Below are 12,655 nucleotides of genomic sequence, written 5' to 3'. Positions count from 1 at the left end.
CCCGGCGCCCGTCGCGGGACCACCCCCGACGTGCCCCCGCGCGTCCTGCGCCGAGGAGCCGCCCGTGCGCGCGAGCGACGTCGCCGCCGCCGTCGAGGACCTCCTGGGGGGCCTGAGCCCCGGGGAGCCGCTGCCCCCCGAGCGAGAGCTCGCCGCCCGGATCGGGACCTCCCGCGTGACGCTGCGGCGCGTGGTCGACGACCTCGCGGCCGCCGGGCGCCTCGTCCGACGGCGCGGCGCGGGCACCTTCGCGGCCGCCCCCAAGCTCGCGCAGCCCCTGCGCGTGACGTCCTTCAGCGCCGACATGACGGCCCGCGGGATGCGCCCCGGCGCCCGGCTGCTCTCCGCGCGCACCCAGCCCGCCGGGCCCGTGGTGGGCCGGCGCCTCGAGGTGGACCCGGCGACCCCGACCCTGCGGGTGCGCCGCCTGCGCCTGGCCGACGGCGAGCCCATGGCGATCGAGGACCTGCACGTCCCCGCGGACCTCGCCCCCGGCCTGCGGGGCGAGGACCTCGTCGACACGTCCTTCTACGCCGTGCTGGCCCACCGCTTCGGCGTCGAGGTGGCCACGGGCGAGCAGGTCCTCGAGGCGACCGCCACGAGCGCCGAGGAATCCGCGCTGCTGCACGTGCCCCTGCACTCCCCGGCGTTCCTCATCGAGCGCACGACGCGCAGCGCCGACGGCCGGGCCCTGGAGCTGGTCCGCTCCGTCTACCGCGGCGACCGGTACCGCATCGTCGCCCCGCTCGGCTCCCAGCCCGCCCCGGCTCCGCAGCCCGCCGCGCGGGCCCGAGACCTGGCCTGAGGGCCGCCGACCACAGCCCCTGGAGCTCCCATGACCACGCCCTCCCGTTCCACCGGCGGCCCGCCCGCCGACGCCGACGCGCTGAGCCTCCTGGCCACCGAGCGCACGCGCCCGGACCTGGCCGACCTCGACGCGCGCAGCACCCGCGACGTCGTGGCCGTGCTCGCCGCCGCCGACGCCGAGGTGCCCGCCGCCGTCGCCGCGGCCGGGGAGGCGATCGCGGCCGCGGTCGACCTCGTCGTGGAGCGCCTGGAGCGCGGCGGGCGGATGGTCTACGTCGGCGCGGGGACGCCGGGGCGCCTCGCCGTCGTGGACGCCTCCGAGCTGCCGCCGACCTTCGGCACCGACCCGGACCTGGTCGTGGCCGTCATGGCCGGGGGGCCCGCCGCGATGGCCGGCGCCCGGGAGGGCGCCGAGGACGACGCCGAGGCCGGCGCCGCCGACGTCCGAGCGCGGGGCGTGGGCCCGGACGACGTCGTCGTCGGCATCACGGCGTCCGGCCGCACCCCCTACGTGCTCGGCGCGGTCGACGCCGCACGGGCCGCGGGCGCCGGCACGGTCGGCGTCAGCAGCAACCCCGGGGCCGCGCTCAGCGCGCGCGTGGACGTCGCCGTCGAGGTCGACACCGGCCCCGAGGTCGTCGCCGGCTCCACCCGCCTCAAGGCCGGGACGGCGCAGAAGCTCGTGCTCAACCAGCTCTCGACCGCCGTCATGGTCCGGCGCGGGAAGACGTTCGGGAACCTCATGGTCGACGTCCGCGTCACCAACGCGAAGCTCGCCCAGCGCGTCCAGCGGATGGTCGCCGAGGCCACCGGCGCCGACCGCGACGCCGTGGCACGGGCCGTCGCCGACGCCGGCGGCCACGCGGGGACGGCCGTCGTCGCCCTCCTCGCCCGCGTCGACGCCGAGCGGGCGCGGGAGCTGCTCGCGGCCGCCGGTGGACGCGTGCGCGTCGCGCTCGAGACGGCGGGGGCAGGAGCCGGCGGGCCCTCGCCCGACGCCTGAGCTCACCTCCGCGGACGACGGGCCGCCCGCCGGCACGGGAGGTCCCCGACCGGACGCGCACCCGGCGACCTGCAGGAGTCCTCGGTCGCCGGCGCCGCAGGCCCCCACCTGCGACGACGCTCCGCAGGCTCCAGTTCTGCAGGTCGCTGAGCACGCGCCGCCCAGGTGGCGCCGTGCCCGGTCCTCCCGCGGGGCACCGAGGACGCCCGTCTCCGCGCTGCGCCCTCAGCGGTCGACCCGCTGGGCCTCCCGCCGGTGCGCCACCGCGCCCGCCACGCACGAGGCCGCGAAGGGCACCCAGAAGATCGCCGGGCCGAGGCGCAGGAGCCCGTCCTCGCGGGTCGGCCAGAGCGCGGCGGCCACGGTCACCGCGGCGAGCAGGACGGCGAAGACCGCGAGCGCCGTCGTCCGCCCCGCGGTCGCCCGCCGCTGCTGCCACCAGGGGTGCCCCCGGGCGGACCGCCGCCGACCACCGCTCACCCCGCCGCCGCGGCGGTCGGCGACGCACGGCCCCGGGGCGTCGAGCGGCGTCTGCCCCTCTCTGGCCCTCGGGCTAGAGACGGGCAGACAGCCGTCGACGGCCTCACGACGTGCGCACCCACCCGTCCGCGACGAGCGCCTCGGGGTCTGCCTCGGCGTCGAGCAGGACGTCGCCGCGCGCCTCGACCCGGACGTCGTCGACGACGACGCCGCGCCCGAGGTAGAGCGCGTCGGTCTCGTACCGCCAGCGCACGAGCAGCTCCTGACCTCCCGGCAGGCGGCCGGTGACGTCCCACCACGTCCGGTGGCCGGAGGCGGCGAGGACGCCGTCGCGCGCCGGCACCACGACGCCGCGTGCGGTGTCGCGCGCCCGCAGCGGCACGGGACGCCACGTGGCGCCGCCGTCCGCGGACGACTCCACGACGAGCGGGTCGCTGCCCTCGACGTCGACGAGCGCGGCGAAGGACAGCTCGCCGCCCCGCGCCGGGACGTCGACCGCGGCGCGCAGCACCTGGGTCGCACCGTCGACCGGCTGGGTCGACCAGGCGTCCGGGCCCACCCGCGGCGGCACGCGCAGCGCCTGCGCCAGCCCCCGCGCGAGCGCGCGGCGCGGCGGGTTCACCGAGCCGCCGGTGCGGGTCGGGTGCACCCGGTTGGTGAGCAGCAGGGCGAAGGAGCCGCTGGCGTGGTCCAGGACGAAGGACGTCCCGGTGTAGCCCGTGTGGCCGGCGGTGCGCGGCCCGGAGAGGCCGTCCATGTACCAGCGCTGGTCGAGCTCGAAGCCGAGGCCGTGGGCGTCGCCGGGGAACTCGGTGTTCTCGTCCGTGACGAGCGCGCGCACGGAGCGCTCGGACAGGACGCGCACGGGGCCGTCGTCGCCGACGTGGACGCCGCCCGCGAGCAGGGTCTGCGCGAGGACCGCCATGTCGTCCACCGTCGAGAAGACCCCGGCGTGGCCGGCGACGCCGTCGAGGGACCAGGCGTTCTCGTCGTGCACCTCGCCGCGGACGACGCCGCGCGGCGGCACCACCTGCAGCTCGGTGGCCGCCGCTCCCTCGACCGGGGCGTCCGGCGTCGCGTAGCCCGTGGCCTCCATGCCGAGCGGCGCGGTGAGGCCCTCGCGCACGACGACGTCGAGCCGCTCCCCGGTCACGCGCTCGACGAGCGCGCCCAGCGCGATCATCGACAGGTCGCTGTAGACGTACGCCGTGCCCGGCTCGGTCTGCAGCGGCTGCTGCAGCGCCCCGAGGACGCGGGACTCCCGGTCCGGGTACAGGCTCCACAGCGGGACGAACGGCGCGAAGCCCGCGGTGTGCGTGAGCAGGTGGCGCACCGTGACGTCGGACTTGGCCGCCCCGCCGGCGGCGAACTCGGGGAGGTAGCGGACCACCGGGGCGTCGAGGTCGACGCGGCCGGCCTCGACCTGCTGCATCACCGCGACGGACGTGAAGAGCTTGGACACCGACGCCATGTCGAAGACCGTGTCCGTCGTCATCGGCACCTGCTGGTCGGCCGGCAGCTCGACCGCCGCGGTCGCCCCCGGCTCGCCCGCGTACTGGACGGCGAGGCCGCTCGCCTCGCGCGCCACGACGACGCCGCGGTGCCCGACGAGGGCGACCGACCCCGGGTAGAGCCGCTGGTCGGCGGGCCCCTCCGCCGAGCGGGCCGCCACGGCGTCGAGCGCAGCCCGCAGCGGCGCCGGGTCGAGCCCGACCTCCGCGGGCGTGCCGTCGCGCAGCGCCGTCGGCGGCGAGAACCCCGGCAGCGGGACGTCGAAGCGCCCCGACGGGGCGTCGGCGAGCGCGGTCGGCGCCGACGGCGCAGCCGGAGCACCCGTGGCGGCCCCGCCGCCGAGCACGAGCGCCGCCGCGGCGCCCGCCGCGACGAGCCCCGCCCGCCTCACGCCCGTCCCCCGCCGTAGCGCAGGTAGGGCCGCCGCTGCTCCTCGAAGGCGGCGAGCTCCGGCGCCCAGGCGGCGGTGATGTCGGCGACCGATGCCCCGGCGTCCACCATCTCGCGCAGGCGCGTCGAGCCCGAGAGCTTGTCGACCCAGTACGGGCGCGCGGCGTCCCAGGCGTCGCGGCGCCACGCGAAGCCCTCGACGAGGCGGCGGGCCTCCACGAGCATCGCCGTCGCCGCCGTGAGGGCGTCGACGCGGGTCGGGTCGGTGACGTGCAGCTGCAGGCCGGCGCAGACCGCTCCCGCGTGCTTGGAGAAGCTGGGCGTGAAGTACGCCTCCCGGACGCCGAGACCCGGGAGGTCGTACCCGGCGACCGCCTCCGCCCACCGCCAGTCGGCGCGCGGGGAGCCCACGGTCTGGAAGGGCGTGGTCGTGCCGCGGCCCTCGGACATCGACGTGCCCTCGAACCAGCAGGTGCCCGCGTAGACGAGCGCGACGTCGGGCGTCGGCACGTTGGGGCTCGGGGGCACCCAGGGCAGCCCGGTGTCCTCGAACGGCAGGTCGCCGCGCCAGCCGCGCATCGGCACGACCTCGAGGGCGTCGCCGAGGCGCGGGCCGCCCGTCTGCTCGGTGATGAGCTCGCCGTCGAGGAAGGCCGCCAGCTCGCCGACCGTCATGCCGTGCTGCTGGACGATGCGCTGGTTGCCCACGAAGGTGCGGAAGGGGTCCGTCATCATCGGGCCGCGCGCCCGCCCGCCGGTCGGGTTCGGCCGGTCGAGGACGACGAACCGCCGCCCCGACAGCGCCGCCCCGACCATGGCGTCGTACATCGTCCAGACGTAGGTGTAGAAGCGGGCGCCGACGTCCTGGATGTCGAAGACGACCGTCTCGACGTCGGCCTCGGCGTAGAGGCGGGCGAAGTCCTCGGCCCCCGCCCCGTAGGCGTCGTAGATCGTGACGCCGGTGCGCTCGTCGACGTAGGTGTCCTCGGACTCCCCGGCCTGCGCCGCGCCGCGGAACCCGTGCTCGGGGCCGAAGACCGCGCGCAGGTCGACGGCGCCGCTGGCGGCCATGACGTCGACCTCGTGCCGCAGGTCCGCCAGGACGCCCGTCGGGTTGGTGATGACGCCGACCCGCTGCCCGGCGAGGGCCGCGAAGCCGTCGGCGGCCAGGCGGTCCGCGCCCGTCGTCACGCGGGGACGGCGCCGGTCGGTGCCGGTCCGCACCGGGCGGTCGCGGGTCCCGGCCGCCGCGGGGAGCGCGCCCCCCAGGGCCGCCGCCGGCGCCGCGACCGCACCGGCGCCCAGGGCGCCGAGGAAGCCGCGGCGGCTCGCGCCCCCGGTCACCACGTGAGCCCGAAGCCGAAGGGCAGCAGCGTGCTGCCGGGGTCGCCGGCGACGGGCACGTCGACCGGCAGCTTCCCGACCGGGGAGACCTCGCCGTGGACGACGCGGGCGACCGACTCCATCGACACGGGGGTGGAGGAGTACGTCGCGAGCGACGTGCTGACCCCGGGCAGCGCGGCGATGTCGTAGGGGTCGCGGACCGCGACGTGCACCACGGGGACGCCCGTCGCGACGAGGTCGGCCACCAGGCGCTGCTGGCCCGTGGCCGCGGCGCCCCAGGCCCCGTTCGTCGTCACGACGACGAGGTCCGAGCCCTCCGCGGCCGCGACCGCCCCGGCGACGACGGCGGCGTCGGTCCCGACCCCGGTCTGGCGGACGGTGACGGCGTCGCCGCGGGCGGCCATCGCGTCGCCGAGCGCGGCGGTCGTCGCGACGCCCCAGCCGGTCACGAGCACGTCGCGCGGCTCCTCCGCCGGCGCCAGCGGCAGGAGGTCGTCGTCGTCCCGCAGCACCGTGGTGGTGCGGTCGGTGATCTCCTGCGCGGCCGCCCGGTGCTCCGGCGCCCCGAGGACGCCGGCGACGGCGCCCGGGTCGACCTTCGGCTCGGCGACGACGCCGCGGCGCCACTTCAGGCGCAGGATCCGATCGACGCTCTCGTCGAGCCGCTCCTCGGTCAGCCGGCCCGACGCGACGGCGCCGAGGACGGAGTCGACCGCCAGGCGCGGCTGCGCCGGCATCAGCAGGACGTCGGCGCCGGCCTCGAGCGCGCGGACGGCCACCTCGCCGTCGCCGTACTTCGTGCGCACGCCCTCCATCTCGAGGGAGTCGGTGGTGATGACGCCGTCGTAGCCCATCTCCTCGCGCAGGAGGCCGGTCATGATCGGCTCCGAGAGGGTGGCCGGGTCGCCGGACGGGTCCAGCGACGGCACGACGATGTGCGCCGTCATGACCACGTCCACGCCGGCCTCGACCGCCGCGCGGAACGGCGGCGCGTCGATCTCCTCCCACTCCTGCCTGGTGTGGTCGATGACGGGCAGGCCCACGTGGCTGTCGACCGCCGTGTCGCCGTGGCCGGGGAAGTGCTTCGCGGCGGCGGCGATCCCGCCGTCCTCCTGGTAGCCGCGCACCTGCGCCGCGACCATCTCGCTGACGAGGGCGGCGTCGGAGCCGAACGAGCGGACGCCGATGACCGGGTTGAGGGGGTTGACGTTGACGTCGGCCACCGGCGCGAAGTCCTGCGTGATGCCCACGGCGCGCAGCTCCTCACCCGTGATGGCCGCCGCCGTGCGCGCGTCCTGCGCGCTGCGACCGGCGCCGAGGGCCATCGAGCCGGGGAAGGCGGTGGCCGGCGGGCCCAGGCGGGTGACGATCCCCTGCTCCTGGTCGGCGGCGACGAGCAGCGGCACCCGGCGCCCGCTGGACAGGGCGGCGTCCTGCAGGCCGTTGTCCAGCCGCGCCAGCTGCTCGGGGCCCCGGCTGAAGCTGTCGGTCCACGCGAAGTGGACGACGCCGCCCAGCGCGAACTCCTCGACCACCCCGGCGGGCGTCGCGACGCCGTAGAGGGCCGTGTTGCGCGGGTCCGGCGTCGAGGCGTCGGTGCCGTAGACGTAGCCGGTCATCATCTGGCCGACCTTCTGCTCCAGCGTCATCCGGTGCATCGTCCGCTTGACGTAGACGTCCTCGCGGCTGGTCGCGGGCTCCGCCGCGGCCGGCGCCACGGGGGCCAGCGCCAGGACGGTGGCCGCCCCCGCGAGCGCGGCGAGGGACCGCCGCCGCCGACGGCGCGCGGTGCCGGCGCGCGCGTCCGGCGCAGGGCTGGGCGAGGAGGTGGCGAGCTGGCGGGTCACGGGCGCTCCTGAGGGGCTCGGCGGGCGGACCGGTCGCGTCGCCCGGCGAGCGCGTCGCTGCGCACCGGTAGACCAATGGACTATGAACCGGACCGGACAACCCGGTCAAGACCCCCTGAGCCCCCCAGGCCGGGCCGGAGGCCCGACGCCGGCACCGTGCGGGGTCAGGGGCGGCCGGCGGCGGTGCGGCCCACGCCGCCGGGCACGTCCAGGGCCGCCGCCCACCGGGCGAGCTCCGCCGGCGCCTCCTCCTCGAGGTGCCGGACGAGGTGCGACCACTGCGGTCCGGCGCCGCGACCCTGCGGGTCGTCGTGCTCGGGAGCCGGCCCCAGCAGGCCGAGGAGGGCGGTCTCGATGCTCATGTCCCCACCCTACGCACGATGTATACGCACTGTGAATAGTCAGGGGGCGACGATCGGTCGACCCCGACGTGACGCACGACCGGCGCGACGGACGGGCGCCCGCTCCAGCACGCGAGTCCATCTGGACGACTAGTCGCGCAGACGGACTAGTCGTCGGTAGGGTCGACCCTGTGACGGACGTCGACCGGCTGGCCGCGGAGTCGACCCGTGGCGCGCTCGGCACGTGGGTGCTCGCCGTGGTGGCCGAGGCCGACGCGCACGGGTACGCCGTCGCGGTCCGCCTGCGCGAGCTGGGGATCACGGAGGTGCGCCCGGGCGCCGTCTACCCCGTGCTGGGACGCCTCGAGGAGGAGGGCAGCGTCGCCGCCACCTGGGCCGAGGGCGAGGGCGGCCCGGGCCGCAAGGTCTACCGCGCCACCCCGGCGGGGCGAGAGCGCCTCACCCGGCTCCTCGCGCAGTGGCGCGAGCGCACCGACGCGCTCCTCCGCCTGGACGGCGACCACGCGCCGCGCACGACCGCACAGCCGCCCGTCCCGGCAGGGAGGACCGCCCGATGAGCAGCACCCCCGCACGCCGCGCGCCCCGGCAGCCGCCCCCCGGGCCGTCCGACCCGCGGAAGCCCGTCCCCGAGCCGCGCGCGTGGACCGTCGAGGACGAGGCGTGGGCCGACCGCGTGCGCCTGGTCGCCCTCCTCGACCACGGCCTGCCCGGGACGGCCGTCGACGAGGCGCTCGCCGTCGCGGCCGCGGCCGTCGAGGACTCCCGGCAGCGCGCCGTCGACCTCCTCGGCCCGGCGGACGCCTACGCCCGGGAGCTCGCCGACGGCGAGCCCGCCGAGCGGCGCGCCGGCGAGGAGGACGGCCGCAGCGCGCTGGCGGTCGGGCTGGTGACCGGCGGCGCCGTCGGCCTCGCCGCCGCCGTGACGGCCGCCGTCGCGACGGGCTGGTGGCTGCCCGTGGCCGTCCGCCACCTCGTCGGCGTCCCCCTCGTCGCCCTGGTGGCGGTCCTCGCCGGCGTGGTCGTGCGGCTGCGGCGCGGGGGACGGCTGCGCTCGTCCTGGGCCGCCGGGGCCGCGACGGTCGCCGTCCTCGTCGCCGCGGCCGCCGTGCTGACGGGCGGACCGGCCGACGTCGTCGGGCGGGTGCCCGCCCTCGCCCTCGGGCTGGCCGGGGTGGCGCTCGTCGCCGTCGGCCTGCGGCTGCCGACCGACGTGCGCCCGGTCGGCGAGGGCTCGTCGCCGTCCACCCCGGAGGCCTGGTACCGCCGGCTGGAGGGCGTGCTGCGCGGGCGCCACGCCGTCCCCCGCTCCCGCGCCCGCGAGATGGCGGCGGAGGCGCGGGGGCACGTGCTCGCCAGCGGCGCCGCGCACCCCGCCGTCGAGCTCGGCGACCCGCGCCTGCACGCCCTCGCGCTCGTCGACGCCTCCGGGGAGCGCGAGCGCTGGCGGGCGAGCCGGTCCGCCCGCCTGCGGCTCGCGCAGGTGGGCCTGCTGGTCGTCCTCGCGGTGTCCGCCGCGCTCGAGGACGGGCTCACCTGGTTCGTCGGCCTCACCGCGGCCCTCGCCCTGCTCCTCGCGGTGTCCGCGCTGCGGCGACGACGGGACGGCGACGCGCCGGCCTGACACCTCGTCGTCCTGGCGCCGCGCGCCGCGCGACCTGCAGAAGTCCTGCCGCGACGCCCCGGCAGGCCCCTGCCCTGCGGTGACGCCCAGCACCCGGGACTTCTGCAGGTGGGCGCGCTCGGCCCGCGGGGGCGTCAGCTGTGGGCGTCGACGTACGCCTGGGCACCGCGCTCGCTGGCGTCCACGCCGCGCCCGTCGGCGTGCTTGGCCTCGTAGACGGCGAACCGCACGGCCATGTCGTGGCGCTCCTGGGCCGAGGCGTGGTGGCGGAAGTCCGGCAGGGCCTCGCGCTCCTCCTCGCCCATGTGGTCGTCGTTGGCCTTGCGGGCGGCGTAGACGGCGTCCCACCAGTCCTGGGTGCCCACCTCGTGCGCCTCGGCGGCGCGCACGCCCTCGCGGATGTCGTCGTGGTCCTCGACGGCGTCGAGCGTCTCGTCCTCGGCGCTGTCCTTGTCGCCCTCGCCCTTCCCGACCTGCAGCAGGCGCGGGTAGAAGAGCTCCTCCTCCGCCTGGGCGTGCACCTCGAGCAGGTTGGCGAGCCGGCCCCAGATCGCGCCCAGCGCGTCGGCGTCCTCGCGGGGCACCTCGTCGAGGATCGCGAACAGGCGCCGCTGCTCGTCGTGGTCGTGGAGGATGTAGTCGCAGATGTCCATGCGCCGGAGCCTGGCACCGCCGCCCGCCCCGGACCACCGGCGCGCGCGACCGCTCGACCTGCGCGGGCCCCCCGCGCGCGTACGGTCGGCGTCCAGCAGCGCCGCGCTCCACCGGGCGCTGGACGCCGGCAGCAGAGAGGGAGCCCCATGGAGGCAGAGGCAGCCGAGCAGGTGCCGAGCCCGGAGCCGGGCCGCAGCCGCGGCGGGCGCGGCCCCGCCACCCGCAGGCCCGCGACGACGCGCGAGGTCCTCGCTCCCGTGCCCGGGGCGGTGCGCCCGCTCGCCGACGTCCCCGACCGCGTCTTCGCGCAGGGGCTGCCCGGGGGCGGGCTCGCCCTCGACCCCGACCGCGAGGGGCCGGTCGACGCCGTCGCGCCCATCGGCGGCCGCGTCGTCGTCATCTACGCGCACGCCTTCGTGGTCGCGGGCGACGACGGCGCCGGCGTCCTCGTGCACCTCGGCGTCGACACCGTCCAGCTGCGGGGCGAGGGCTTCGAGCTGCTCGTCGACAAGGGCGACGTCGTCGAGGCCGGCGAACCGGTCGTCCGCTGGGACCCCGGCGCCGTCGAGCGCGGCGGCCGGTCGCCCCTCGTCCCGGTGATCGCCATGGACGCCCCCGACGAGTCGCTCACCGACCTCACCGCCGGCCGGGTGTCCGCGGGCGACCGGCTCTACACCTGGCAGCGCTGAGGCCGACGGCGCCGGGCGGCACCCGCCCCCGCGGAGCGGGTGCCGCTACTTCAGGCCGGAGCTGGCCAGACCGTCGATGACCCGCCGCTGCAGCACGACGAAGAGCAGGAGCACGGGTGCCATGGCCAGCAGGCTGGCGGCCATGACGACCGGGTAGTCGGTGGTCCGGTCGCTGATCAGCGTCGCGAGGCCGGCCGACAGCGGCATCCTCTCGCTGTAGGAGGAGACGACCAGCGGCCAGAGCAGCTCGTTCCAGCTCCACAGCACCGACGTGATGGCGAGGACGCTGATCGTCGGCCGCGCCAGGGGCAGCATGATCTTCCAGAAGACCTGCCACTGGTCGGCCCCGTCCAGCCGGGCCGCCTCCTCGAGCTCCTCGGGCATCGCGGCGAACGCCGTCCGCATGAGGAAGGTGCCGAAGGCGCTGAACAGGCCCGGCAGGACCAGGCCCCCGACGGTGTTGAGCAGGCCCAGTCCCTGGACGATCTGGTACTGCGAGAGCAGGTAGGCCTGCGAGGGGACCATGAGGATCGAGAGCACGAGCCCCAGCAGGAGCGACCGGCCCCGGAAGCGCATCCGGGCGAAGGCGTACCCGGCCAGCGTGCAGAACAGGATCTGCGCGATCGTGCGGATGGCGGTGATGGACACCGACGTCCGCAGCTGGTCGAGGAAGGGCAGCCGGTCGAAGACCGCCGCGTAGTTCTCCCAGCGCAGCTCCGCCGGCCAGAACGTCGGCGTGACGCTCTGGACCTCGGCGTTCGTCGACAGCGACATCACCAGCTGCCACAGGAACGGGAAGGCCATCACGAAGCCGCCCGTCGCCAGGACCACGTGGGCCAGCACGTGCGACCCGTGGCGCCCGCCCCGTCGACGCCTGCGGGCGGCGGGGACCCCCGGGGTCGCGCGCTCCCCCCGCACCGCGGCGCGCGTCCGCACGGCGGTCAGCGGCTCGCCCACCGGCAGCACGCCCGGGCGGGTCTGCCTCGTCGTCGGCTCAGCCACCCTGCGCCCACCTCCTCTGGAGCCTGAACTGCAGGGCCGTCGTCAGCCCGATGATGGCGAAGATGACCATGGCGATCGCCGCCGCGTAACCCTTGTCGTTGCTGACGAAACCCTCCTGGTAGAAGAAGTACACGAGCGACATGCTCTGCGAGAGCGCCGGGTTCGCGTTCCCGAGGATGGCGTAGAGCAGGTCGAACAGCTGGAAGCTGGCGATCACCGTCACCACGAGCAGGAAGAAGATGGTCGGCGCGAGGAGCGGCACGGTGATCGAGCGGAACTGCCGGAACCGCGAGGCCCCGTCGAGCTCGGCGGCCTCGTAGTACTCCGGCGGGATGTTCTTCAGCCCGGCCGCGACGACGATCATCGAGAACCCCAGCGAGGACCACAGGCCGACCACGGAGACCGCGAGGATGGCGGCCCCGGGCGTGCTGATCCAGTACGGGCCCTCGATCCCCACGAGGCCGAGCACGTGGTTCACGAGGCCGAAGTCGCCGTTGTAGATGACCCGCCAGACCATGGCCACCGCCGTCGGCATGGCCACGTAGGGCAGGAAGTACAGGACCCGGTAGAACGACGCGAAGCGCAGACCGGGCAGGTTCAGGAGGCTCGCGAGGTAGAGCGCGATGGGGATGCCGAGGAGCACGACGCCCGTGTAGACGAGCGTGTTGGCGAGGCTCCGGTACAGCAGCGGGTCCGCGAAGAGCTCCCGGTAGTTGTCGAGGCCCGAGAAGGTCGACCCGCCGAACACCTCGGAGGTCGTGAGCGAGAACCAGGCTGTCTGCACCACCGGCCACAGGTAGAAGACGGCGATCCCGGTGACCAGGGGCCCGGCGAAGAGCAGGGGCCAGGCGCCGTCCCGCCGCAGCGGGCGTCGTCGGCCCCCCTCGTCCGCAGGGGCCCCGGCAGCGCGCCACCGCCCGGGCGCGCTCGTCGGGCTGGCCACG

At 76.9% G+C, this 12,655-nt stretch carries 13 protein-coding genes; 5 read left to right on the top strand and 8 right to left on the bottom strand.

Annotated features, from left to right (window positions below):
* The first annotated feature begins 64 nt into the window (after positions 1-64).
* Both Q0848_RS09520 and murQ read left to right on the top strand, forming a co-directional pair.
* Complete coding sequence (locus tag Q0848_RS09520) at positions 65-805, top strand: GntR family transcriptional regulator (RefSeq protein ID WP_299036919.1); 741 nt, start codon at positions 65-67, stop codon at positions 803-805.
* Positions 806-835: 30 nt separating this feature from the next.
* Positions 836-1,810 carry an N-acetylmuramic acid 6-phosphate etherase gene (gene murQ, locus Q0848_RS09515; protein WP_299036918.1) on the top strand — a complete coding sequence of 325 codons (975 nt, stop codon included), beginning with the start codon at positions 836-838 and terminating at the stop codon, positions 1,808-1,810.
* A gap of 225 nt (positions 1,811-2,035) precedes the next feature.
* On the opposite strand, the gene Q0848_RS09510 is transcribed toward murQ, so the two are convergent.
* The 5 genes from Q0848_RS09510 to Q0848_RS09490 form a co-directional block, all read right to left on the bottom strand.
* Positions 2,036-2,290 (bottom strand): hypothetical protein, encoded by a 255-nt coding sequence (locus Q0848_RS09510; RefSeq protein ID WP_299036916.1) that lies wholly within the window; start codon positions 2,288-2,290, stop codon positions 2,036-2,038.
* 103 nt (positions 2,291-2,393) lie between these two features.
* Positions 2,394-4,193 carry a serine hydrolase domain-containing protein gene (locus tag Q0848_RS09505; RefSeq protein WP_299036914.1) on the bottom strand — a complete coding sequence of 600 codons (1,800 nt, stop codon included), beginning with the start codon at positions 4,191-4,193 and terminating at the stop codon, positions 2,394-2,396.
* Complete coding sequence (locus Q0848_RS09500) at positions 4,190-5,539, bottom strand: DUF1343 domain-containing protein (protein ID WP_299036912.1); 1,350 nt, start codon at positions 5,537-5,539, stop codon at positions 4,190-4,192. The genes Q0848_RS09505 and Q0848_RS09500 overlap by 4 nt, the downstream gene beginning before the upstream one ends.
* Positions 5,533-7,383 carry a glycoside hydrolase family 3 protein gene (locus Q0848_RS09495; RefSeq protein ID WP_299036911.1) on the bottom strand — a complete coding sequence of 617 codons (1,851 nt, stop codon included), beginning with the start codon at positions 7,381-7,383 and terminating at the stop codon, positions 5,533-5,535. Before Q0848_RS09495 ends, Q0848_RS09500 begins: the two co-directional genes overlap by 7 nt.
* A gap of 164 nt (positions 7,384-7,547) precedes the next feature.
* Positions 7,548-7,745: a hypothetical protein gene (locus tag Q0848_RS09490; RefSeq protein ID WP_299036909.1), complete on the bottom strand. Its 198-nt coding sequence runs from the start codon at positions 7,743-7,745 to the stop codon at positions 7,548-7,550.
* Positions 7,746-7,915: 170 nt separating this feature from the next.
* Between Q0848_RS09490 and Q0848_RS09485 the strand changes: the two genes are divergently transcribed.
* A complete protein-coding gene (locus Q0848_RS09485; protein ID WP_299036908.1) occupies positions 7,916-8,302 on the top strand; it encodes a PadR family transcriptional regulator in 387 nt (128 codons plus the stop codon).
* Entirely contained in the window at positions 8,299-9,366 is a 1,068-nt protein-coding gene (locus Q0848_RS09480) for a hypothetical protein (RefSeq protein WP_299036906.1), read from the top strand. The genes Q0848_RS09485 and Q0848_RS09480 overlap by 4 nt, the downstream gene beginning before the upstream one ends.
* 134 nt (positions 9,367-9,500) lie before the next feature.
* On the opposite strand, the gene Q0848_RS09475 is transcribed toward Q0848_RS09480, so the two are convergent.
* A complete protein-coding gene (locus Q0848_RS09475) occupies positions 9,501-10,019 on the bottom strand; it encodes a hemerythrin domain-containing protein (protein ID WP_299036905.1) in 519 nt (172 codons plus the stop codon).
* A gap of 147 nt (positions 10,020-10,166) precedes the next feature.
* On the opposite strand from Q0848_RS09475, the gene Q0848_RS09470 reads away from it, so the two are divergent.
* Positions 10,167-10,709: a PTS glucose transporter subunit IIA gene (locus Q0848_RS09470; protein ID WP_299036903.1), complete on the top strand. Its 543-nt coding sequence runs from the start codon at positions 10,167-10,169 to the stop codon at positions 10,707-10,709.
* 45 nt (positions 10,710-10,754) lie between these two features.
* On the opposite strand, the gene Q0848_RS09465 is transcribed toward Q0848_RS09470, so the two are convergent.
* Together Q0848_RS09465 and Q0848_RS09460 are read right to left on the bottom strand one after the other, a co-directional pair.
* Positions 10,755-11,552, bottom strand: a complete 798-nt coding sequence (locus tag Q0848_RS09465; protein WP_366146519.1) for a carbohydrate ABC transporter permease — start codon at positions 11,550-11,552, stop codon at positions 10,755-10,757.
* Between the two features lie 151 nt (positions 11,553-11,703).
* Positions 11,704-12,654 carry a carbohydrate ABC transporter permease gene (locus Q0848_RS09460; protein WP_299036898.1) on the bottom strand — a complete coding sequence of 317 codons (951 nt, stop codon included), beginning with the start codon at positions 12,652-12,654 and terminating at the stop codon, positions 11,704-11,706.
* Between the last annotated feature and the right edge of the window lies 1 nt (position 12,655).

This window comes from uncultured Pseudokineococcus sp. (genome assembly GCF_947495735.1).
GTDB lineage: Bacteria > Actinomycetota > Actinomycetes > Actinomycetales > Quadrisphaeraceae > Pseudokineococcus.
Note: the sequence above shows the minus strand (reverse complement) of the source record. Positions and strands in the feature narration are given on the sequence as shown.